Genomic DNA, 26,125 nt, shown 5'->3' with positions numbered 1-26,125 from the left:
CCTTTCTATCTCTTTTATTGATACAATTGTCCACCAAGTGGAGCCGACGAATCGACTTCCCCGATGAATGGGATCGTGTTGATTGAGTCATTCTGTTCGTTTTTTTGTTGTATTTTCAAAAGAATTTCATCCATTCTCTGTAAAGCATATAAATACCCAAGCTCGATACAGCTTTGGCCTTTATTAAATTCAAATGCACTGACCATTCCCAAATTGGGGCGCAAGAGAATATCTGATTGGGTCGGTAAATGCTTGGACTGTTGAATGAGATTTACCGATACTGAGCGAGATACGATGTCATATATGGAATTAAGAGGTGTTATCAGTTCATCATCCGAGCAAAGATCAACAGCGATCACAAAATCTGCACCAAGTGCACGAACAAAAGAAATCGGACAGTTGTCCAGCAGTCCGCCGTCAACCAAAACGCGATCTCCCATTAATACAGGCGGGAATAAGAAAGGGATGGAGCAGCTAGCTAATATCGCATCCGCCACGAGTATGTCCGAAATTGGATCATAGTCCACTTCGTTGTTCGTATCTGAGATTAAGGAAGAAGAATTAAAAATCGCTTTACGAGCTCTTCGCAAATCAGCGGAAACTAATGCAATTGGAAAATTCAGATCCTTAACTGATCGTCCCTGTGTTTGTGTAAACAAGTAATCACGAAATTTTTTACCCTTAATGAGACCTTGTAATTTAACAGGTCTTCGTACGAATTTAGCGAGCATGGATCGATAGTCATAATCTAAATATTTTTTTGAGAACTCCGGAACCATATCCATAAGCTGCCCTGTTGTAAAGCCGCATGCATACAAACCTGCAACCAATGCACCGCAACTTGTACCTGCCATGCAATGTATAGGAATATTCGCTTCTTCTAATGCAGCCAGCACACCAAGGTGGGCGCTTCCAGCGATTCCACCCCCGCCAAAGGCAATTCCGATCCGAACCATGTTCGCGCCACCCTTCCTTATGTATGAGTTACTATTTCATTTTTGGCAATGAAATATTCCCGTACCGGCTCAATTGTTCACATACAAAAAAAGCCAACACCATGGGTGTTAGCTCTTATTGATAGTAGGAATTAATCTTCATTTCCAAGAAGCATTGCTAATTCAACAAGAGTCGCTCTAGATTCTACATTACCCTTTGCTTCACGATACAGCTCTTCATATGCTGCACGGTTTTCTTGGACATGAGGAACGCTTCTAATGGAAGTATGAGACCATTCGATCAATGTATTCTCAGCTTGAATGAGTTCGTTAAATGCTTTATGGAAACCACTGCGGTTAATTGCATCTTCCATTTCTTTTTCACCGATCTCAAAACCGTTATCCTTCATCTCTTCAAGTTTACGGTCCGCTTGTTTACTTGTTAATAAAAAATGCTCTTTGGCCGCCATATAATCAATTTGCGCGCGCGCGAGTCTTCTTCTCTTCACAGGATCACCTTCTACTCAAATTGTATCGTTGTACTATTGTAACAGACTTTGTTAAAAAAACACAGCTGCTCCCTACTTCGCGAGAATCGGTAAGTAGTGGAACGATCTGCATGACTTTGACTTTCGGACAGACATTATCTAGGCGGGCTGTGCATACCTTGTTATCATCGTATGCACAAAGGGGTTGAGCGCAATGTGTGGCATTACAGGTTGGATTGACTGGCGCAAGGATTTGACCGGATACCCAACCATTCTTGAAAATATGACAGAAACACTGGCATATCGAGGTCCAGATGCATCGGGTACATGGATTACACAGCACTGTGCACTCGGACATCGACGCTTGAGCGTAATTGACCCTGAGAATGGCGCCCAGCCTATGATTCGTAGGTACGGCGATCAAATTTATTCCATTGTCTATAATGGAGAATTGTATAATTTCTTAGAGTTACGTAAGGAGTTAGAGGATAAGGGGCATATTTTCCAAACGACTTGTGACACCGAGGTGCTGCTGCTTTCCTATGTAGAGTGGGGACGCGCTTGTGTGGATCGGTTGAATGGAATATTTGCATTTGCAGTCTGGAATGACATGGAACAATCACTGTTTTTAGCCCGTGACAGACTTGGCGTAAAGCCGCTGTTCTATTCGTATCAAAGTGGTGTGCTGTTGTTCGGTTCTGAGCCGAAAGCGATTCTTGCCCACCCTGATTTTAAAACAGAAATTGGTGCGGACGGGCTGGCAGAAATATTCGCAGTAGGTCCTGCCCGAACACCTGGGCATGGCATATATCGCAATATGTCCGAATTAAAACCAGGTCATTTCATGCTGCTTAATCGTGAAGGTCTTACGACCCGCGCATATTGGAAGCTGGAGAGTAAACCTCATGAAGACGGAATTGATCAAACGGCGCATATGGTTTTCGAGCTGTTAAAGGACACAACAGAACGTCAATTAATATCAGATGTTCCGATCTGTACATTGCTCTCTGGCGGTCTGGACTCATCCGCGCTTAGTTCTTTCGCCGCTAAGCATTTACGGGAGACGAAGAATGAGCAATTGCATACGTTCTCAGTCGATTATGTGGATAATCAGAAGCATTTTCGAGCTAGCGCTTTTCAACCTAATGCAGATGCACCTTGGATTGAAAAAATGACAGAATATCTCGGCAGTGCCCATCATTCTATTGAGTTCGATACCCCTGAATTGGTTCAATCGCTGCGCCGCGTCGTATTAGCTAGAGATACGCCAGGAATGGCGGATGTGGATGGAAGCTTATTTTTATTTTGCGAGGAAATTAAGAAGCATTCAACGGTTGCAATCTCAGGTGAAGCAGCAGATGAAATATTCGGCGGCTATCCCTGGTTTCACAAAGAAGAGTCACTAACAGCGGAAACTTTCCCTTGGTCACTCGCTCTGCCTGCACGTGTGGAATTGTTATCGAATGAACTGGTGCAATGGATTCGCCCCCAAGAATATGTGCGCAATCGGTATCAGCAGGCGCTAAATGAGGTACCCCGACTCGCAGGGGAGAATGTAATCGAGAATCGAATGCGTGAGATGTCCTACCTGAATATCACTCGATTCATGCCTACACTGCTCGATCGTAAGGATCGGACCAGTATGGCTGTCGGTCTAGAGGTTCGTGTCCCTTTCTGTGACCATCGCCTTGTGGAATATGTTTGGAACATCCCATGGGAAATCAAAACGGCCGGTGATCGAGAAAAGGGCATTTTGCGAAAAGCGCTTAAAGGTGTCTTACCTGAAGAAATTTTAACACGCAAAAAGAGTCCTTATCCGAAAACGCACAATCCGAATTATTTAGCAGCTGTACGTGAGCAGATATTAGATATTCTGAATGATACTTCTTCACCGTTATTACCTTTTATCGATACAGCCAAAATTCATGCTTTGGCAAATTCAGATCATACCTCGTTTAACTTGCCATGGTTCGGGCAATTAATGAGCGGACCGCAGTTATTTGCTTATTTGATTCAGGTGGATATGTGGCTGAGGGAATATAAGGTGAGCATAAGGTAATGCCTCATTTTGAGGGTTGACGACGATGAGTAGAAAAAGGGCAAGAAAGCAAATGAGCTTCCAAATATGGAAGCTCATTTGCTTGTACGTGCGAGTATGAACGCTTACGCACCAAAAGGATCCGGATACTTTTGAAAGAAAAGTTCGAGTGCTTTGGCGCGGTGTGAGATTTTGTTCTTTTGGTCTAGGGAGAGTTCGGCCATTGTTTTGTCGAACTCAGGGAGATAAAAGAGTGGGTCGTAACCGAAACCACTTGTACCACGCGGCTCAGATAGGATGTAACCGGAGCAACGTCCCTCCGCTTCGAGCGTTGTACCTTGTTCAGGTAGAGCAAGTGCCAGTGCGCTTACGAAGTGTGCTTGACTAAGCAAGACGAGAGCATTATTATTCTCACCGCTAACCGAGCTGGGCAATTTAGTTGGGATAAAGCCGTCTGTCTCACCGAGTATGCCTAACTCATGAAGCAGCTTGGCGTTATTATTCGCATCGGAAGATGGTTCACCTGCATACCTAGCCGAGTATACACCAGGATCACCGCCAAGACGATCAACACTCAGACCTGAATCATCAGCAAGAACGGGCAAGGATAAGTGCTTCGCGATCGTTTCTGCTTTAATCCGTGCATTCGCTGCAAATGTATCGCCATCTTCAATGAGTTCCGGTAGATTGTCATAATCGGCTAAAGAGCGGACTTCCATACCTCTTGCTCCAAACCAATTCGCAAATTCTTTCACTTTGCCTTTATTGGAGGTCGCAATTACGACCACTCGTGTTTGTTCGATATTCATTAACGCGACACCTTACCAATGTACGCCGTAACTTCACTACCTAACACTTCTTTTTGTTTTTCAATCATTTCGTGAATGCCCTTTTCTGCCATTGCTAACAAAGAGTCAAGTTCTTCTCGGGAGAATGGCGCATCTTCGCCTGTACCTTGTACTTCGACAAAATTGCCTTGCCCCGTCATAACGACGTTCATGTCGACTTTGGCCGTGGAATCTTCTTCATATTTTAAATCCAAATAAGTCTGTTCCTCCACGATTCCAACTGAAACAGAACCCAAATAATCTGAAATTGGAATGATCGACAATTTACCGTCTTTCACAAGCTTATGCATCGCCATTGCCATAGCTACAAAAGCACCTGTAATCGATGTTGTACGTGTTCCACCATCAGCTTGAATAACATCGCAATCCAGTGTAATTGTACGCTCACCTAATTTTTCAAGAATAACGACAGAACGAAGCGCACGACCAATAAGTCGTTGAATTTCCATCGTACGTCCGCCAAGCTTGCCTTTGTTTGCTTCACGTTGGTTACGAGTTTGTGTTGCACGCGGAAGCATGGAATATTCAGCAGTTACCCAGCCTCGGCCTTGATTTTTCATAAAAGGAGGTACGCGCTCTTCAATTGTCGCTGTACAAATAACTTTCGTATCGCCTACTTCGATCAAGACTGATCCTTCGGCGTGCTTATTATAATGAGGCGTAATTTTCATTTCACGCAGTTGATTTGGTACTCTTCCATCTATTCTCATATGTAGTCCCTCCCGTATTGAACCTTATCTGTTGTACATTTTATCTTATTGTAACAAACTACTTCCTGTAAAGTACACTGCTCATAAAGCTCGGCAAGATAATAACCTTTTATACTGTACGGAAAAAGGGCAAATAACATACATTTCATTTTAAAAAAATGAAGTGTGATTGCAAAAAAGCGCCAAATTGGCGCTTTAAGGTTTTTCTCTTCTTTCCGTTTAGAAAATGTTCTCTACAACTTCGTTGCATTCAGCTCGATAGGACGAGTAACTGGCTTGGAGTAGTTTTTATTGTCAGAAGATGCAAACTGGATATTATTGTTGACCATCAATTGTACCTTGGACATATTCGTATTTTCGGTCAAGGACAAGATGATCGCATTCAATGCTTCGACTGGAGCTTTGCCTTGATCATTCAATATTTCTTTGGATAAGTTGATGGTCAGGAGGCCGTCGCTTGGCTTGATTTGACCAATTACTTTGGTCTTAGCGTTAACTGGTGATGATAAACCTTTCGTGTTCGAAGTTCCTTGGATAAGCTGATCCATAACAGCTTTCGGAATATCGTCTGTGCGGGCAACTAGACGCGTTACTGGCACATAATATTTATAGCTTGCATCGGTTTGATTCATATAATAAACGGTGACCGCTGTTGTTTGTCCGTAATCCAAACCGTCCGTTTTTTCTAAATTAATCCCCATTGTACGATTCACAGGACCATCTAATGGAAGTTTTGCCTTTGGCATTTGTTTGAGGTCTTTTCCATCTACTTTAAATTGTACTTTTTCTACAGTCGGGAACGAGGTCAGTGTCCATGCGATTCCCTCTACAATTTTGCGTTCGTCCGCTGCCTGATAATTAAGCAGTTCTTTAGAAAAGTTAACAGTAGCCACTTTTTGTTTATCAATGGTTACATCAACCTTTGTTCCTTCTGGAAGCAAAGAGCTAAATCCTTTTGGAAGCTGAGCTTGAGCCGGTCCGCCTTGCACCATATATTCAAGCGCTATTTTCGCTGATGCCGGTGTTTGTGGACCATGTAATGTAATTGGAGCAACTAAACCTTTCGTATCCTTCGCATAAACCGTTAATGCGCCTTGTGTTTGTGCAGTCTGGCTTTGAGTTGGACTTACGTTTGAGTTTTGATTCGTCTGATTGGTTTGTGCCGTCAGATATGTTTCCTCTAATGATTTCGCTGTTTGCTGTTCCAAACTATTTGGTGGTGGCTCGTCAATCGCCTTCTTTTCCCCGAGACCGAGCATCGAGCATCCTGACATCAAAATCGCGACTGTTCCTGTCACAGCTACAGATCGAATCCAATATCCATGTTTCATGTTTATTCCCCCTTCGCAAATTGAGCCCCGCTGCACGGTTGGCTTGGTAGTACATGTATACAAAGACGTTGTCCAAATTATGCCGACTTTTTGTCCACATGCACGTACAAGCCAAAATATAATTGCCAACATATTGCAGGGTGAACAGGGAAAACTAATCCGTAAAGAAACAAATAAGGAGAGTGTCAGGAATGGAATATAGCTTAAATAGTAAAAAAGTAGCCACAGCGGCTCGCCAACTGTTAGAAAGTCGAGGTATTAAGGTGGAACAAATCGCTGAGCTTACTCATTTCTTACAGCAAAAATATTATCCAGAGCTGACGATGGAGCAGTGCATCGATAGTGTTGAAAGTGTGCTTATTAAGCGTGAGGTGCAAAACGCGATTCTTACAGGCATTCAACTGGATCTACTGGCAGAAAAACGGCAGCTCCTGCCTGAATTACAAGATATGATCGTGAATGATGAAGGCTTATATGGCTGTGATGAGGTGCTAGCCTTCTCGATCGTGAATGTGTATGGCTCAATTGGATTCACTAATTATGGTTATATCGATAAAGTAAAGCCCGGTATTCTAGAGCGGCTCAATGATAAGAGTACTGGCGAAATACATACGTTCTTGGATGATATCGTTGGTGCTATTGCAGCTGCCGCTAGCTCACGTATTGCTCACAGAAAACAAGCAGAAATGGAATCTGCTACCTAAATATTTAAAAATGCTGCTATGTGCCTCATTCGCACAAGCAGCATTTCTCTTCTCATTTATTCTTCGTGTGTAAGGATAGGTAATGTAACCGTTACGAGGGTTCCTCCATTTTCCGGACTGGCAATCCGAATCGTCCCTTGATGCCTTTTGACAATTTGAAAAGTTATCATAAGACCAAGTCCAAAGCCTTTTTCCTTCGTTGTGTAGAACGGCTCACCCAGCTTTTTGATTCGTTCGGCTGAAATCCCGATACCCTGATCCGCAAATTCAATGGACACATGCTTATCGTCATCCATCTGTACCCGAATACGAATGGTACCCCCATGTTCCATCGACTCTATCGCATTTTTCAAAATGTTAATAAAGGCCTGTTTGAGCTGATTCTCCCCACAAAGCATTTCGGGGATGTCGGTCACGTATTCAATAATCAACTGCACATTATTCATCGTTGCCTGTGCTTGCAGGAGTAAGATGACATTATTTAAGATGGGCAACAGCTCTTTATTTTTGAAAATAACATCTTCCGGCTTGGCTACAAACAGCAATTCGCTAATTATAAAATTAATCCGATCAAGTTCATCCAACATAATACCAAAATTAGCTGAATCCTGCTTCGCACGGGATTGTAACAGCTGAATGAATCCACGAATTGTGGTCAAAGGATTCCGAATCTCATGTGCAACTCCGGCCGCAAGTTCACCAATGACAGAAAGCTTATCTGCTTTACGAATAATTTCCTCCGTATTTTTACGATCGGTAATATCTTTGAATGTAACGACCGCACCTGTTGTTCTACCTTCTTCTTGAATTGGAGTAAGGACGTACTCAACCGGAATGGATTTGCCATCTTTTCTATAAAAATTATAATCACAACTAGAAGCTTGTTGACAACCATTTTGTTCTAATAATGTTAAAAAATGATTTTTGAGAACCTCGCCATCATTTGGCCCTGTTAGAATGGTTGTGTAGGAAGCACCAATGAGTTCAGACACTTCATAGCCTAGCATTTCAGCTGCAGAGGGGTTACAGAAGGTGATCCGCCCTTTTAAATTCAGTCCATATATTCCTTCACCTGCGGAATTTAAGATAAGCTGAAACAGCTTCGTTTTTTCTTCTAATTCAGACGTTCTCTCTGCAACAATACACTCCAAATACTCCATTCGGATTACATTGGATAATGCGGTTGCTGTCACATCAACAACAGACTGCGCAAGCATCATCTCCACTTCCGTATAACTACCTATCTCGCCTAGACTAACAACAGGAATCGTTCCAAGAACTTGCCCCATCGCAACGAGCGGAAGCATGAAGATACTCTTAATCCCAAACTTGTGACAAGCCGTATGATTAGGTCGATGATCTTGATCCACATCTTGAACAAAGATTGCTTTTTTCTTCTGAATCACTTCCTGGAATAGAAGGTCACGGTTGTAATCGAGCTTGATCTCACTATGTGTCTTCTTCCAATCCTCTTCTGTCCAATCACTTTGCTTGCTCATTTTCGCTGGTCGGAAACGGGTTCCATTTAAAGCCGTGATGTCACATAAATGTACGCCAATGTTTCTATTATTCAATACTTGTCCGACATAACGGAAACAGGTGCTCAATATTTGTTCTGTTGTCGAGCAATGCGCTAATTCACGGGTTACATCGAGCAATAATTGTTTTTCAGCCAACAAGGTTTGAATATGATTGAATTGCTTACAATTTCGAATCGCGACTGCTGCCATATTCACATAAGCTTCAATCGATTGCATCTCTTCTGGAGTCAAATTCATCTCCACACCATAATTGAAGAGGAACACTAAACCATACAGATCATTCTCATAAGTAATCGGAAGGCCGAATAAAGACTTGATCTGAAACATTTCGATAGGGCGTGGATCAGGCCTGCCATCAACGGATGTATCTGGGATATAAATGCTTTTGCGCGAGTGAATCAAATCCGATACAAGCTGGTCTGTTGAAGGATCTACGAGCAATTCATCTAACGTAACACCGTTTATATGATTTGGTTTTCCTACATAACCACGAAATCCACCATCTTCTTGCGGCAAATAGATGCCTACTGAATTACATCTTGCCACTTCTGCTGATATCGCTGTTGCTACCGCATCTAGTACAGATCTCAAATCCCTATTGGAGTTAATTAACTGACACATCTCGGCTAGTCGTACGTATCTCGCTTGATCTAACATTGCTTTTCCCTCATCTTTCCGAAGTCTCATCTCTGGAATGAAGACAAAAATTTCACGCGATCTCCCATCGGAGGTACGTTATTATCGACGAGCGCCACTTCAATAATTGAAGGACCTTTGTACTCTTCTTTATTTTGGCACCATTCATAGAGCTGTTCCATATTTTCTACACGCGCACTCGGTATTCCTATCGCCTGTGCCATATCACTAATCCGTATTGGGGATTGCTCAAATCGTGGATGACTTCGTCTGTACTGCAAATTATGACCGTGATAGACCATCCCTAATCTGGCGTTATTCATAACGACAAATACGATAGGCAGCTGATACTCAATGGCTGTTAATATTTCCATTCCGTGCATGAAGAAGCATCCGTCCCCCGTTACACACACCATCGGTCTGCTCCGATCAACTAGACTCCAGCCAATTGCTGAACCAATTGCCGAACCCATGGCACCAAAATGAACATTGATATCAAATGAATCAGCAGATCGCACAGACATGTAATGAATGACATACGACATAAACTCGCCAATATCGATCGTGTACCGAGTTGAAGCTGGAAGTGAATCCTGTAGGGTAGTCAGTACATTTTGCGTGTTAAAAGGAAGCTCATTATATGTAGATTGAAGCTTGTCCTTCGCACGATGTGCATAAGGTTTATGCTTGAAACCCTTCTGCTCTAATTCAAAAATAATAGCATCCAAGCTTAATGTCGCATCTCCATGAATGGGGGTATTCACCTTATACACTCGATTAAAAACAGTCGAATCTGTATCAATCTGAACGACATAACGCTGATCTGTCAAATGATTATTCCAATTGCTTGTGGCTGTTTCACCTAAGCTGGAACCAACAATCAACACGGCATCTCTTTCTGGATCTTGAACCAAATTTGAAGCTTGTTCCTCTCCTGCAAAACCGAAGACTCCATGATGTAAAGGATGACTGTCTGGTATTAGCCCTTTGGCTTGAGGGGTTGTGACAAATGGCCAATTCAACATCTCTGCAAGTTGAATAAGTTCCGTCACTGCATGTCTTGCCCCTTGTCCTACAAAAATAAAGCCACGCTTTCGCTTTAGAAGTTCTGTCGCTGCAATGTGAATACTAATCTCATCGGGGACAAGCGGTTGACTGTGGGTAAAGGAGGGAATAACAGGTGAGGTAATTTCACTAAGCTGTACATCAATAGGCATTGCAACATGAACGGGACCGGGAATACCCGATTGAGCAATCTGGATCGCACGAGCAACCTCAATACCAAGACGCTCTGGATCTTGAACGGACACACTGTATTTCGTCACGGGCTGAAACAGCGGAACTGCATCTAATTCCTGGGATGCATTCAAACCTACTGTCCGCCTTGGTACTGAACCTGTTAAGAATAAAACGGGAAGATGTTCGCGCATTGCATTGGCTGCACCCGTAATTAAATTCGTACTGCCCGGACCACTGCAGCCGATGCAGACACCTAAACTCTTAGAATGCTTCGCATAGGCAGTTGCCATATAAGCAGCTGCGCCTTCATGTTTGGCAATAATGGGTTCAATCTGTGGCACATCCATTAATTCATCGAAGAATGCATTGACTGACCCTGCAGGTATGCCAAAAATATACTTTACTCCTCCTTCTAATAATAATTGAACAACTGTTCGAACCGCTTTCATCACACTCACTCCCTTTGTGTAATTTTGGCACTTTGCCTCTGTTTTTGGAAAATCATTTAAATGAAATATTTGACATTTTTATAAATAATCCTTCTTTATCTCCATGTTTTTCCTTTATATTATACAAAGAATTGAACCAGAAGTTATAAAAGTGTCGAAAATGACAAAATTGAGAGAAGAATATCAACATGAAAAAGACGTGCCCGTTAGCTTCTCAGCCATAAGCACGTCTTTTTTCATAGGAAATTATGCATGCAATCGTCGTTTAAAATTAGCTTTGGTAATAGATCAATCCGTCTCGATCTGTTTGCTTGACTCTGCCAACCTCTTGTAAATACAAAATGTGGGCGATCGTCTCGGCTAATGCAAATCGGAGTTGATGAACGGTCAATCTACCTCCAAATACAGTCATGCATAGTTCATAAGCAGTCATCGAGTCTTGTAACAGATTTTCCATATGGGCCAAACGCTCATGATGATGCTCGATAAGTTCTTGCACCCTGGTATTGAAATTCATCAACGGCTCGCGATGACCCGGGTATGCATGGTCGACTTCAAGTGAAGCTACTGCTTGTAAAGATTGCAAATACTGCTCAAGCGGATTCGGATGCTCACCCGGCATGTAGCCGACGTTTGGGGAGATGTGCGAGATCACATGGTCACCGCACAAAATTTCTTTCGCCTCGCGATCGTAGAAGCATAGATGCCCCGCGGCATGGCCAGGGGTTTCAATGGCTTCGTACATGTCATTACCGAGGCGAATGTGTTCCCCAGCCTGCAGCCGAAGCGGGGTTAACGTAGGCTGCGGGGATACCCATTGGACGAAGCCATCCATGTGCTTCGTCATCTCTTCTTGCAGCTCAGCAGGCAGCCCGTGCTGAGCGAAGCAATCTGCGAGCAGCCGCGTCATCGGCTGCTCAGGCCCCCACAGGAGCGAAGCGATCCGACAGCCCTCCTCAGAGAGGAGGACTGGTGCGCCCGTACGCTCCTGGAACCAACCTGCCATCCCGTAGTGATCGGGATGGAAATGGGTGAGCACGACCTGCTCCACTTGGTCGTTGCCGATTCCTTCCTCGCGAAGGACGCTCTCCCAGAGTGCCTCTGCTTCCGGTGTATGCAGCCCCGGATCAATGATCGTGTAACCGCGATCCCCGCGAAGCACATACGCATTCACCCAGCGCAGCGGAAACGGAAGTGGTACCCTCACTTGTAATAAATCTTCTCTGCGCCATGTTGTAATCTCACGCATTTTGCATTCCCCCTGACTGGTTTCATTCCTGTGTTCAACTGTCTCAGTGCGATATGAACTCAAAATTAGAATTATAGTGTTATTGTAATGCTCTCCAATGTGCCCTTGCGCAGCTCGCGAGGGTTTTCGAATTCGTTTTTCCATAGTTCTAGTATAACTTATTTTTCACTCTCCCGTGTCTCAGGTTCTGGCGGCATTATAAGCAGCACATTCTTCTTGAAATGATGAGCTTTAAGAAGCGATACATTTCATGCGTGCATATTTCTTTTCACAGAAAAAAGACGCTGTGGAATTTAATATCCACGCGTCTTTCCTCTTACATTTTGCATATTGACTTTCACCTTAAGCAATTGGATCTACTTTGTCATTTAGAATGTAAACCCTTGAACTTTTTCATCGGCTATTCTTTGTAGTTTATCCTTATCTTTAATAATTACTTCGCCTGGAGTTGCATCTTCAAGGATGTCATCCATATCACTCAGTGGTTTATACTTGATCCCGATTATGCTCCAGACAAATAATACGGCTCCGGCAAGTAATAGACTAAGTCTCATTTCGCGGCCTGCACCCGGCCCTAAAATCAAGTTTACAATTGGGGAATCAAATACACTGGATGTCAGTACAGTCGTGAATACATTATCAGCTAATACACCTGCGACAATATAGCTGACCGGTGCTAATAGAGCTACCAACATACGATTCACAGCAAATACACGTCCTTGCAATTCCAATCCAACCTTCACCTGGATCAATGACTGCCAATGAATATTTGTAATCGTTATAGACAAAGAGGATACGAACAAAGCAATCGCCGCAAAAATAGGCAATGGTTGTATTCCTGCAATCATAATAGAAATGGCTAATGGAAGGACAAAACCAACCATCCCTTTTGCTCTCTTACTCATACCGCCAGTTATTAACATCGCTATAGCTCCGCAAAGAACGCCGATTCCTGCAAATGCATTAAGAATCCCCAACGTGGATGAATTCGTGAAAGAAAGGATGAGCGGCGTCATCGTAACCGTAAAAATGCTCAGTAAAAAGTTAACGACAACAAAGAAGACAACCATGGCAATCAAACTTTTTCTTCTCATGATAAAATTCCAGCCACCCATTAACTCTTTCCGAATCGGTTCCTCTGATCTTGTAAACATGGTATCCGGAAATCTCAAAAAGAGCAAAACGATCACGGATAGTCCAAATGTTATAAGATCAATAATAACAAGCCCCTTAAAGCCTATAGAATCCATAAATACGCCTCCGAAGATGGCTGCCAGTACGCCTCCGATTGCAACGGAAAATTGAGAAACACTATTTGCCTGCGGCAAGTACATCTTTGGCGTAATCTGCGTCACTGCTGCCATATACGCTGGCTGCCTGAAGCTGTTTGCAACAGATAATACGATGGTAAAGACATAGACATGCCAAAGTTGAAGCTCATTAAACCCTAACAAGATAAGCAAACCTAAAGAACATACTGTCGAAAGCAAGTCACTAATAATTAAAATGACCCGTCTGTCAAACCTGTCTACAATGGCACCTGCAAATGGAAGCACCAAAATGGTGGGAATCATTCCCATAAGAAACATCATGGCAAATTCCGATAGTGCATTGGTTTGATTGAAAATCCAGATCCCGGTCCCAAACGTAGATAAAATTGTACCTATTTCAGAAATGATCTGCACGAAGGCAACCATTAAAAACAATTTCATACTTGGAACGACTTTGTTTTTCGCTGAGGCATTCAACCTTACCCTGTTTTCTTTGCTTTCATTCATTTTCTTGCTTTCAGATACCTTTGAAGATCGATCCTTCCATACATCTACCTTCTCTTCAATAATATCAACAAGCTCCGCTACTTGATTTTTAAAGAAAAAATGTCCGGCATGATCAATTGTTCGTAAATCCACATCGTCACTGAAGTACTCCCATTCCTTATATCTTTCCTGATAAAATTCCGTAGCTCGATCGCCCTCTCCAATAATGCATGTGATTGGCGCATGGAATTTCGTATTATTCTTGTTGCTATAGTGCTGGGTATACCACTTGACGCATTCTTTTGCATCATGCTTTAAATTCCTAAGCACAAATTCTGTTTCATCGGAACTAAATTCACTGTTTAAACCACCAATCATTTTCAACATGTCCCGATTGCCTTTGTCCGTCAATTGAGTAGGGAATATTTTTTCCCATATGTCGAAAAATTTATTGGTAATGCGCGGTGTCGGGAACATGGCTCCAACAACAACGCCATTCACCTGAATGCCCGCCTCTTCCAGTTTAGGAGCAAGAAGTACCGACATCGTGGCGCCCAGACAATGTCCATAAAGAACGACAGGTCCCTTCACCTTCTGCTTGATTTCCTCCAAGCAACGAGCCGCGCTCTCCTCGATAGAAGCCAATTCTTCATCGGGGCAGCTGTAGTCGTGGCCCGGAAGCTCAACGGCATATAGCGAGTAATTCTTCGGTAATGAGTTGGCTAAAGGTTGATACGAGATCGCGCTTCCTCCCCCGTAAGGAAAACAAATGAGGGAGACCACTTTATGTTTCTCATCAATCGGCTTGGTAAGCTCATGCAGCATCGTCCGATTCCCATCGTTTCCTGCACCTTTTGATTGGGATAAATAAGCGACCAATTCGCGAATCGTTGAATTTTTAAACAGCTCCATGACTCCTAGGTTGTTGCTAATACTTCTGACCAGCTTTATGGCTTTAAAAGAATCTCCACCTAAATCAAAGAAATCTTCATCAATGCCTATTTTCTCAATTCCGAGTACGCCGGCCCAAATTTCAGCCATGTCCATTTCTTCTTTGTTCCTCGGCGCGACAAAGCCTTCATCCGAATCTCTTGACAGCAAATCAGGCTCAGGAAGTGCAAAACGGTCAACCTTACCATTCGTATTTAGCGGGATCAACTCAAGCTGAACAAATTTAGCCGGAATCATGTATTGAGGAAGTTGTTTCTTTACATATTCCTTTATTCCCGCTTCGCTATATTTCTCCTCGCTGTTTGTCTTTGGAACAATGTACGCGAATATTCTATTTTCGCCCGCGTTATCCTCGCGAACCAGTACGACGGCATCTTGCACGGAAGGGTAACTCTTAATCGTAGCCTCGATTTCCCCGATTTCAATGCGGTAGCCTCTGATTTTTACCTGGTGGTCGATACGTCCTAAAAATTGTACATTTCCATCAGGCAGCCATTTAACAAGGTCTCCTGTTTTATACATCCTTTCCCCTGGGGCAAATGGATTTGCTACAAACTTTTCTTCTGTCAGCTCTGGATTATTGAGATAACCTCTTGCAAGTCCGTCTCCTGCAATACATAATTCCCCTGGTACCCCTACAGGCTGAGGATGATTGTCTTTGTCCAAGACGTACACACAATAATTGACTAGCGGACGACCAATCGGAATCGTGTTCAACTGATCCAGACGTGTTCGGTCAATCAGGAAGGCAGTCGAGTCCACGCAGCATTCGGTTGGCCCGTATATATTGGTGATCTCGGGTTTTCTCTCGCCGCAAAGTGTGAAGAAGTCTTTCACGGCTGAAACGGTCAATTCTTCCCCGCCGAATATAAAATGCTTGACGGTCATCTCTTTTATTATTTCTCTGTTATCGCTCAAGATCAATTTCAAATGAGACGGTGTTCCGTCTGAAACATCGATTGCGTGATCAATGTAGTATTCTACCAGTTTTTCCCCTATGGTTCTGTAGTCTTCTGGGATTAGATGCAGGCAGTCGCCTCGTAACAAACTGGCAAATATCTGCTTGACGGAAGCATCAAAAACATATTGTGCAACCAAAGCTACCTGTAATGGTCCGGTATATTGGTCATAAATGATTTTACCCAGCCCTGTAACAAGATTGATCACATTACCATGCTGGATCATCACGCCTTTTGGTCTGCCCGTTGAACCAGAAGTATAGATGACATAGACAAGATCATTCGGATGATTGACGATTTCTACATTCGTTTTATCACCTTGATACCATTGTTCGTCTTCTAAATCTAATACCATTCCCTCAAACTGTATCGTATGCATGAGATGTTTTTGTGTCAGCAACAGGGTAGTTTTACTATCCTCCAGCATATAGGTGATCCTGTCACTCGGATAATCAGGTGAAATTGGCAAATAAGCTCCTCCGGCTTTTATAATGCCCATGATTCCAACCATCATCTCCACCGATCGATCCACCATGATTCCGACGATGGTATCCGGTTTTACACCTTTTCCTCGTAACACGCCTGCCAATTGATTGGCTTTCTCATTGAGTTCCCGGTAAGTTAATTTTCGATTTTCATATACGACTGCGATCTGGTCCGGCGTCTTTTTTACTTGTTCCTCAAAGGCTTCGCAGATCGTTTTATCCTGGGGATATGGTGCTTTCGTGTTATTAAAATCGACTACGACTTCCTTTTTCTCTTCCGCTGAAAGCATCTCGATTTTGCACAACTGTATTTCCGGATTCTCTACTACTGCCTTGACGATATTCTGAAAATGCGCAATCATTCGTTCGATGGTTTCTCGCTTAAACAGCTTGGTGCAATACTCTAACTCGAAGCAGATTTCCTCCCCTTTTTCTTCCGCTCCTAGCGTGAGATCAAACTTGGAAACGCCTCTTTCAAATGGAAGCTGTTTAATTGTTACCCCATCCAGCTCCATTTCTTTCGTGTCCGTATTTTGCAGTACAAACATCGTGTCAAACAATGGATTTCTACTTAAATCTTTTCGTAGGTTTAGATTTTCCACCAATCGATCGAATTGAACATTTTGATGTTCATATGCGCATAAAGCATTTCTCTTTACTTCCTGCAGAAATCCGGCAAACGTTTTCGTTCTTCCAGGATAGTTTCGCATGGCAAGCGTGTTGACGAACATTCCTACCATATGCTGCAGATCCGCATGCGGCCTGCCTGATATTGGCGAACCTACTACGATATCTTCTTGTCCGCTATACTTGGAAAGCAATACGTTGTAGGCGGACAGTAACGTCATATACAAGGTGACTTCCTTCGTCTTGCATATGTGCTTTAGCTTTTCGGTTACATGCTTGTCCAGATGGAATCCGATGCTTTCTCCTTCAAAACTTTGAAAACTTGGCCTCGGATAATCATTAGGCAAATTCAATACAGGTATTTCATCGCTGAATAGGTTTGTCCAATAGGCTTCTTGTTTTTTCATAGCCTCGGATTCTATCATTTTATGTTCCCAGGCAGAGTAATCCTTATACTGTATTTTCAGCTCTTCTAATGCTTCACCTTTATACAGCTTCGCGAGTTCCTCCAAAATAATACCCATGGAAGTACCGTCGGATATAATGTGATGCATATCCATCATAACAACATGCTTCTCTGCTGCAAGCCGAATTAGCTTCACCCTTAGCAGCGGCGATTTTTCTAAATCAAAGGGTTTTACGAATTTTCCCGCCTCAGAGATGATCATCTCTTCAGAGTCTGTATTCCTCTCTTCGTATTCCATGCTAAATGCAATCGTTCCATAAATTTTCTGCTTGATTTCTCCATCTTCCAATTCAAAGCAAGTTCTGAAGACTTCATGTCTTTGCACAAGCCTAGAAAAGCTTTCCGATAACTTCTCTCGATCCAATTTTCCTTCGAAAACGAACACATACGGGATATTGTAACTGATTTCTTCCTTCGCGAACTGATTTAAAGCAAACAATCTCTTTTGTGCCGAGGAAACCTCATACCGTTCCCTTTCTTCTACAGCTTCGATCGATGAATATTCAGCTTGCTTGGTATTCCCTACATACTCTGCCAATTGCCTTACCGTTGGGTTTTTAAATATTTCATCTACGGATATTTCAGCAAGTAAGTCTCTTTGTACAATGGCTGCCATTTTTATGGCCTTTAGAGAATGACCCCCCAAGATAAAGAAGTTATCATTTATTCCTACTACATCTACATGAAGTACTTCCTGCCATATTTCCACCAATTTTTCTTCTGTTTCGTTTCTTGGTGCTTCGTATTCTGTTCCTGTTTCCATACTTCCATCAGGTTCGGGCAACGCCTTCCTGTCAACCTTACCGTTTGGTGTCAACGGAAATTTGTCCAATTGTACAAAATAGGATGGAATCATGTAATCCGGTAATACCTTCGATAAATATACTCTTAGCTCGCCTACCGTTAGTTCTTTATTTCCTACAATGTATGCACAGAGGTACTTGCTGCCGCCTTCCCCTCTTGCTACGACGACTGCTTCCATGACATTTGGATAACAAAGCAGCTGGCTTTCTATCTCTCCCAGTTCGATCCTGAAGCCCCGTATCTTTACCTGGTGATCGATCCTTCCCAAATATTCTACGTTGCCATCAGGCAGCCATCTTGCCAAGTCTCCTGTTCGGTACATTTTAGTTCCCGGTACGAACGGGTTGGAAACAAACTTCTCTGCCGTCAGCTCCGGTCTGTTTAGATACCCTGTTCCTAAACTGTCACCCGCGATACACAGTTCACCCGGTTGTCCAATGGTAAGCAACTGATCATCTTTATTGACTATATACAGTTTTACGTTGTCAATGGGTTTCCCTATCGGTACTACTTCTATATGTTTGATCTGTTCATTCGGAATTCTGTAGTATGCCGCGATATCCGTACACTCTGTCGGGCCATAGGTATTGACGATTTCTGCCTGATAGTACGGCGTATTGATCCAGCTTAACAATTTAGGGATATTGATGGGTTCCCCGCCTAAAAATACCCGCTTCAAATGCCTTAATTCACGATAGTCCGATGTTGTATCCACAAGGATTTGAAATGCACTCGGCGTACAATTCACGATCGTGACTTTTTGCTCATCCATCAGTGAAAGAACATTTTTGTAGCTGTAAATTTTTTCTGGAAGCACAATCAGCCTTCCCCCTTTGATGAGGGACGCGTAAAGATTCTTTTGCGCTAGATCAAAACCTACAGGTGCGATTAAGAGAATGCTGTCGCTTTCATTTATTTCAAAATCCCTTGTAAACCAGTTCATAAGGTTCGTAAAAGAATCGGCTCTTACCGTGGCGCCCTTTGGATTCCCAGTAGAACCTGAGGTATAGATCAGGTACATCTGCCGATCCGGACGATACTTGAGATTCAAATTTTCTACGGATTGTTCGGACGCTTCTACTATTTTTTCTATCCCTACTACTTGTATACCCAAACCTTCCGTCTGCGTACGGCAGCTCTCCTGTGTCAACAATATGCCTGCGCCGCTATCCTTCAGCATATATTCAATTCGATCTGATGGGTATTGCGTATCGATAGGCAGGTAAGTTCCTCCGGCCTTCAGTACGCCAAGTATACCGATGAGAAGTTCAGCAGATCTGGAAATTAAAATACCGACGATCTTATTCTCATCGATTCCCTCATTTCGGAGCGTTCTTGCAACCTGGTTCGCCTTGCTGTTTAGTTCCCTGTAAGTAAGCTCCTTATCTTCAAATACAATGGCTATATGATCCGGTGTCCTTTCTACTTGCTCCTCAAACAACTCATGAACAGATTTGCCACTTGGATACTCTGCATAGGTGTCATTGAATTTATGCAGCAACTGATGTCTCTCTTCCTCTGCAAGCATATCGATGTCACATAGTTTTATTTCCGGATTCTCTGTTACTACCTTTACGATATTGATAAAATGTTGAACGACTCTTTCTATGGTCTCCCGCTTAAATAGCTTGGTACAATATTCTAAATGAAATCTTATTTCGTCTCCTACTTCTTCTGCTTCCAACGTCATATCAAACTTGGATACTTTCCCTCTATACGCATATTCTCTTATGCTTATATTTTCAAGTTCCATTTCTTTCGTATCCGTATTTTGCAGCACAAGCATCGTATCAAACAACGGATTCCTGCTTACATCTTTTCTTAGATTTAGTGCTTCCACCAATCGATCAAACGGATAATCCTGATTTTCATAGGCACCCAATGCATTTTGCTTGACCTCATCTAAAAATGCAGCAAAACTTTTCTTTCCTTCAGGATAGTTTCTTAGAGCCAAGGTATTGACAAACATACCCATGACTCCCTGCAAATCATCATGGGATCTGCCTGCTGTCGCCGAACCTACGACTATATCTTCCTGTCCACTGTATTTGGCTAGCAAGATATTGTAGGCGGACAATAAAGTCATGTACAAGGTTGCTCCGCTATCCTTGCCTACTTTCTTCAGCTTTTCCGTTAGTCTCTTGTTTAGTTGAAAGCCGATACTTTCCCCTTCAAAGCTTTGCAGAGCGGGTCTTGGTTCATCCATTGGCAAGTCTAATACCGGTACGCCATCACGGAATAGCTCTGTCCAGTATATTTCCTGTTTTTTCATGGCCTCGGATTTCAGCAAGTTATGTTCCCAGGCAGAATAATCCTTATACTGTACGCTTAGCTCTTTTAAGCTTTCACCTCTATACAGTTTTGTGAACTCCTCCATAAAAATACTCATGGAAGTACCGTCAGATATGATGTGATGCATGTCGAACATGAACAAGTGTTTTTCTGCCGCAAGTCGAATAAGCTTCACTCTAAGAAGAGGCGCTTTTGATAAATCAAAAGGTTTTACGAATTTCTCTACTTCACCCTTCATCATTTCTTCTGAATCTGTGTTTATTTCTTCGTATTCCACCTTACATTCAACCGTTTGGTGAATTCTTTGCATAATTTCTCCAGCTTCCAATTCAAAGGAAGTTCTGAAGGCTTCATGTCTTTGCACAAGCTTACTCAACGTCTCTTCAACTTTATTTCTGTCCAGCTCGCCTTCCAAAAGCAGGATGAACGGTAGATTATAATGGATCTCCTGTTTTGAAAACTGATGTAAAGCAAACATCCTTTTTTGAGCGGAGGATACCTCGTAAAGTTCTTTTTCCTCTACAACTTCTATAGGTGAATAGACAGCTTCTTCCGTTTTCCCTATATATTCTCCCAGCACTCTTACAGTCGGATGGCTAAATATTTTACCTACAGATAGATCGGCATTTAGCTCTCTTTGGATCATGAGCGCGATTTTGATCGCCTTTAATGAATGTCCACCCAAAGTGAAGAAATCATCATTGATTCCAATCCGATCTACTTCTAATACTTCACTCCATATTTTCGCAAGCTTTTCTTCTACTTCATTTGTTGGAGCGACATATTCCACTCCTGTATCGATTTCCTTGTCCGGTGTTGGCAGTGCCCTTCTATTTATCTTGCCATTTGGTGTTACAGGCACTTTTTCGATTTGCATAAAATATGTGGGTATCATATAATTCGGCAAGCTTTGAGACAGGTTTTCTCTTAACTCTCTTACTGTTATCTCTTCTTCGGATACCATATAGGCACATAAGTAATTATTTCCTTGTCCATCCTGTTTATCCAGCACAACTGCCTGCTTTATTCCTTCATATTTCAGCAACTGACTTTCGATTTCTCCAAGTTCGATTCGATAGCCCCTTATTTTTACTTGACTATCTATCCTGCCTAGAAATTCTATATTTCCATCGCTCAACCATCTTCCTAAATCTCCTGTTTTATAGATGTACGTACCGGATTCAAAAGGATTTTCTATGAATTTTTCCTTAGTTAAATCTTCATTATTTAAGTATCCCCTTGAAATACCGCTGCCCGATAAACAGATCTCTCCTGGAACGCCTATTGGCTGAAGATTATTATTTTTATCCACAATATAAATCTTTGTGTTGTTTATTGGTTTTCCAATTGGTATATTTTCATATTCCTGATCGATCTTAAAACTTGTCGATACAACCGTATACTCTGTCGGGCCATAGTTATTGTATATCTCATAGTTCTTATTCTCTGTATATCTGAGCGTATCCGCTCCCGTTAATAATTTCCGTAACGAATGATTTTCCAATCTTATGAATTGTTCGAAAATTTGGGTCGGCATGAAGCCTATTGATATTTCGTTCTCCTCGAAGTACTGATTTAACTTATTGACATCAAGTTTCAATTCGTCACTGAGGATATGTATGGAAGCACCGGATATAAGATAAGGGAATATTTCCCACACAGAAGCATCAAAACCGACTCCTGCATATTTTGCTGCTCGATCAGATTCGTCTACCTCATAATAATCGTTATGCCAAACGCATAAATTCACTAAGCTTGTATGTTCGACCATAACTCCCTTAGGCGTTCCCGTAGACCCGGAGGTATATATCACATAAGCTAATGCATTTGGGCTATTTATACTTTCTAAATTTCCCCCTTCCGTTGAATATCCTTCTTCATTGTTCAGGTCGATTATTTCTCCCGTAAAATCTATTTCGGGTAAATCCTTTTGCGTAAGTAATATGCTTGTTCCGCTGTCTTCAAGCATATATTGTATCCTTTCCTTGGGATAATTGGTGTCTATAGGCAGGTAACCTCCACCCGCTTTTAACGTTGCCATTATTCCGATCAGCATTTCTATCGATGGCTCTGCCATTACTCCTACAATGCTGTCCGGCACTACACCTTTATACCGTAGCACCCTTGCCAATCGATTGGCCTTCTCATTCAGTTCTCTATAGGTTAATTTCTTATCTTCATAAACTGCTGCTAGGTTATCCGGTGTCTTTTCAACTTGCTCCTCAAATAACGCAGATATCGTTTTATCTTTAGGGAATTCCGCCTTGGTTTCATTGAAATCCACTAAAATTCTCTTCTTTTCTACATCTGAAAGCATGTCTATTTCGCACAGTTTAATTTCTGGATTTTCCGTTATTTTTTTTAATATATTGATAAAATGTTCGCATTTTTGTTTAATTTCATTTTTCTCGAAAAGACTTGTGTTAAATTCGATTCTTCCATTTATTCCTTGCGAAATTTCACCAAATCTAATCCATATACCAAACTTAAGTTCTTTTAACAAAGAAATTTCCTTCAGCATAGTCACTGTATCAAAGATTACATCGTGATAATTATCCGACTCATTGGAAGCGATAGAAAATTCAGAAAATTTAACATCTGCATTCATGCTTGCACTTCTAAAAGTTTCATTTTCATTTATGACATTGTTAATGAAAGCATATTTGAATGGATTACTGCTATTTTCAGTTGCAACTATATTTCCAATCTTATGTTCTTCTTCACGCGTATACTTAAACAATAAAGTTGTAAATGCAGTAAATAAAAGGGTGTTAACTGAAATCTTATCTTTCTCGGCAATTGATCTCATTCTGTTAGTAAGCGAAGGATCAATAGTAAAATTCACGCTTCCTGGAGAGAAGTCGATCTGTGTAGGACTCTCCATGTAACTTTCTAAAGTAATACTATCACTAAAGAATTTTTTCACTGATGTTTCACCATCCCAGACATTTTATTTAGAAATACAGACAATCTTTTTCCTGCCTTTTCCTATAAAATATGCACAAAATAGTATGAATCATCGAGTATATTTCGCTTCCTTGTATCGATTGCTCCATGATGTTATTGGCTCGATAACTCGTTTATCACATCCTATCCTTCGTATGTCCACCCTCCAATATGAACCTGAGTTTGCTCTATTCTTATAGTATGAATACACGAATATTTTGTCAATTTAACTTTCAACTATAGATAATATTGACACTTATTGTCGTTCCATTGTAGAAAAAAAGTGTGCCCTTGCTTAACAATAATGAGAGATGTTAGAGCCTCTCTACCAAGAGGAATAAGTTAAGCCTCCTGTTCGTTTTTAATTGCTAGATTACGATGCAACTCTTTCAATACTATGTGCATAATACTGAAATGGCTTGCAGTCGTTAAGGGATTGGTGTGGGCGTTCGTAATTATAATGGTTTGAAAAAGTAAAATGGTAAACGGTTGCAATAGGTAGTTCCGAACTGCGGAACGATTGCTTCATGAGACAAAGTGTTTTCTACTTCGTGTAAAGTTGTTCTGGTGACTACTATTTACCACAAGGAGGGCACTTTATCCTTATTCATTTTGATTCAAAGTTTACTGGAAGTGAAATGCTCAATTATAACTTAAAGTGTATAAAGTATTAGTTTACTGGTATTTATTCCTCTGGAAGTAAATAGGTGAATAATCATTTTATTATTTTGTAGTATTTATCATAACGGTTTTTGTTTTGTCGTCCCAATCAATCGTAACGCCGAATGATTCTCCTATGAATCTTACAGGCACGAAGGTTTTGTCGTTGATTATTGTAGGTGGACTATCCAGTCGAATGATTTGCCCATTTTTAAATGCTAAATCATTCCCTATTGTCAGATTAATTATATTATTTCCTTTTGTCATAGTCAGGGTGGTTGTATTCTGATCCCATTGCACATCTGCTCCGATCAACTCGCTAATTTTGCGAAGTGGTACCATAATACGGTCATTAATCTCAATTGGAGGTTGTTCAAAATCCAATATTTTCTCATTTAATTTTACTGTTATCGGATCGCTTTGTAGAATCTCGGTATCATAGCTTTTTATCCATACCGGCTCCGTTCTGGTCCCTTCTGTACCATCTCCAACGTAATTAATTCCCCAAGACCAGAGTGTTCCGTCTACACGGAGAGCCATAGATCGAAACCCTATCGAGGATGCAGCTATTTTCGTAATTTTCTTTAGTCCTTTTACCTGAACAGGCACATTACTATGTTCATAAGAGCCAATTCCTAACTGACCTCCACCATTTTGACCATTTGCCCATACCGTTCCATCTTCCTTTAAGTAAAGGGGTCCTGCTATACTTGCAGATAGCGATACAACATCTTTTATTCCTTGTATTTGTATGGGCGATTGTCGATCTATAAAAGTTCCATCCCCTAGTTGTCCACGCGAGTTGGAACCCCATGCCCAAACCGTGCCATCCTCTTTCAAAGCGAAGTTAGCTCCGTAACTTGCTGCAATAGCTTTTATGTTACTCAACTCTTTAATTTGAAAAGTTATAGATTTTTCCGTTGTCCAAACGGTTCCATCCTTTTTTAATACCAAAAGATTATCATACCCTAATGCAATAGCTGCAACGTTCGTATATCGTTTAATCTCCAAAGGAGATGATTGGTATTCTACACATTCACAGGTCTCTTGTATTTTGCCCCACGCCCAAAGCGTTCCGTCTTCCTTAATCGCATAACTCCCTAATCGGTTTGCTGCAATCGCAATAACATTCGATATACCTTTAACTTTTACAGGAAACAGGCGATTATTATCAATCCTAGATTCATTAGATTTATCATAATAATACATTGATTGGGTCCCATCCCCAATTTGTCCAACTTCATTAAATCCCCATGCCCAGACGGTTCCGTCCTTCATTAAGGCAAGTGCATGATCTGCTCCTACTGCAACAGAAATCACGTTATTCAAACCTTTAACTTGGACTGGTATTTTGGTATTTACCGCCTGATCTCCGCTTTCTCCATTTCCAAATAAACCGTAGTAATTATTCATCCCCCATGCCCACACTGTCCCATCCTGCTTTACTGCCAAACTAATCGTGCTTCCAACAGCAATCTCTTTCCAGGCAACCTTGGTATTACTTATCTCTGAAGAGGTCTCCGCATGAGTAATAATTGTACGATTAAACAGCGTGAAAAATAATAATATGAAAAGAAGAGTACATCTTGTAATAAGAGATAGTTTACGAATCATACTGTATTCATCTCCCTAAATATAGTTTCAAATATTTTTGACAATGCTTTTCCTCCTATAAATGATATCGTCTAGTGTCTCTTTTATTTACGAACCCGAGAACCTTAACGCCTGTAAAGGCTGGCCTCGCGAAGCGGTTCACCTCACAGGGTTGTCCGCCTAAGAAAAATATTATTGATTTCGACTTTATCTCTCAAATTCCTTTATGTGAAACAAAAACCTATCAAAGTATCCATTGCATTCATAGTCTACATAAAAAACGTGCCATAAAGAAAATTGGAATAATAAGCATAATGTTAAGTGTGGACCCAGGTAATATTGTATCGGCAATCGGACAATATTTATGGCATGATTCGAGAATCGGATCAAGTTCTTGACATAGTCAAATATCAAGAA

General features: G+C 41.7%; 12 protein-coding genes. 2 read left to right on the top strand and 10 right to left on the bottom strand.

Annotated elements, in window-relative coordinates:
• Positions 1-14: 14 nt before the first annotated feature.
• Complete coding sequence (locus ACSBOP_RS05445) at positions 15-956, bottom strand: patatin-like phospholipase family protein (protein WP_442603424.1); 942 nt, start codon at positions 954-956, stop codon at positions 15-17.
• 131 nt (positions 957-1,087) lie between these two features.
• Positions 1,088-1,444, bottom strand: a complete 357-nt coding sequence (locus ACSBOP_RS05440; protein ID WP_442603423.1) for a hypothetical protein — start codon at positions 1,442-1,444, stop codon at positions 1,088-1,090.
• Between the two features lie 193 nt (positions 1,445-1,637).
• Between ACSBOP_RS05440 and asnB the strand changes: the two genes are divergently transcribed.
• Positions 1,638-3,482, top strand: a complete 1,845-nt coding sequence (gene asnB, locus ACSBOP_RS05435) for an asparagine synthase (glutamine-hydrolyzing) (protein WP_442603422.1) — start codon at positions 1,638-1,640, stop codon at positions 3,480-3,482.
• Positions 3,483-3,586: 104 nt separating this feature from the next.
• On the opposite strand, the gene ACSBOP_RS05430 is transcribed toward asnB, so the two are convergent.
• The 3 genes from ACSBOP_RS05430 to ACSBOP_RS05420 form a co-directional block, all read right to left on the bottom strand.
• Positions 3,587-4,270, bottom strand: coding sequence for a non-canonical purine NTP pyrophosphatase (locus ACSBOP_RS05430; RefSeq protein ID WP_442603421.1), 684 nt, complete (start codon positions 4,268-4,270; stop codon positions 3,587-3,589).
• Positions 4,270-5,019: a ribonuclease PH gene (gene rph / locus ACSBOP_RS05425; protein WP_442603420.1), complete on the bottom strand. Its 750-nt coding sequence runs from the start codon at positions 5,017-5,019 to the stop codon at positions 4,270-4,272. The genes ACSBOP_RS05430 and rph overlap by 1 nt, the downstream gene beginning before the upstream one ends.
• A gap of 233 nt (positions 5,020-5,252) precedes the next feature.
• Positions 5,253-6,350, bottom strand: a complete 1,098-nt coding sequence (locus tag ACSBOP_RS05420; protein WP_442603419.1) for a GerMN domain-containing protein — start codon at positions 6,348-6,350, stop codon at positions 5,253-5,255.
• 191 nt (positions 6,351-6,541) lie between these two features.
• Between ACSBOP_RS05420 and ACSBOP_RS05415 the strand changes: the two genes are divergently transcribed.
• Positions 6,542-7,054 carry a phosphatidylglycerophosphatase A family protein gene (locus ACSBOP_RS05415; protein ID WP_442603418.1) on the top strand — a complete coding sequence of 171 codons (513 nt, stop codon included), beginning with the start codon at positions 6,542-6,544 and terminating at the stop codon, positions 7,052-7,054.
• 56 nt (positions 7,055-7,110) lie between these two features.
• Here ACSBOP_RS05415 and ACSBOP_RS05410 read toward each other — a convergent pair whose 3' ends face one another.
• From ACSBOP_RS05410 to ACSBOP_RS05390, 5 genes are all read right to left on the bottom strand, one after another.
• The gene (locus tag ACSBOP_RS05410; protein WP_442603417.1) at positions 7,111-9,252 is read right to left on the bottom strand and encodes an ATP-binding protein; all 2,142 of its coding nucleotides are present in this window, start codon (positions 9,250-9,252) and stop codon (positions 7,111-7,113) included.
• 26 nt (positions 9,253-9,278) lie between these two features.
• Positions 9,279-10,919 carry a thiamine pyrophosphate-binding protein gene (locus ACSBOP_RS05405; protein ID WP_442603416.1) on the bottom strand — a complete coding sequence of 547 codons (1,641 nt, stop codon included), beginning with the start codon at positions 10,917-10,919 and terminating at the stop codon, positions 9,279-9,281.
• Between the two features lie 271 nt (positions 10,920-11,190).
• Complete coding sequence (locus ACSBOP_RS05400) at positions 11,191-12,168, bottom strand: MBL fold metallo-hydrolase (RefSeq protein WP_442603415.1); 978 nt, start codon at positions 12,166-12,168, stop codon at positions 11,191-11,193.
• A 368-nt stretch (positions 12,169-12,536) separates the two neighbouring features.
• Positions 12,537-23,435 carry an amino acid adenylation domain-containing protein gene (locus tag ACSBOP_RS05395; protein ID WP_442603414.1) on the bottom strand — a complete coding sequence of 3,633 codons (10,899 nt, stop codon included), beginning with the start codon at positions 23,433-23,435 and terminating at the stop codon, positions 12,537-12,539.
• A 743-nt stretch (positions 23,436-24,178) separates the two neighbouring features.
• Positions 24,179-25,729 carry a stalk domain-containing protein gene (locus tag ACSBOP_RS05390; RefSeq protein ID WP_442603413.1) on the bottom strand — a complete coding sequence of 517 codons (1,551 nt, stop codon included), beginning with the start codon at positions 25,727-25,729 and terminating at the stop codon, positions 24,179-24,181.
• Positions 25,730-26,125: the final 396 nt, after the last annotated feature.

The sequence above is a fragment of the Paenibacillus sp. KN14-4R genome, assembly GCF_052180255.1.
GTDB lineage: Bacteria > Bacillota > Bacilli > Paenibacillales > NBRC-103111 > Paenibacillus_AM.
Note: the sequence above shows the minus strand (reverse complement) of the source record. Positions and strands in the feature narration are given on the sequence as shown.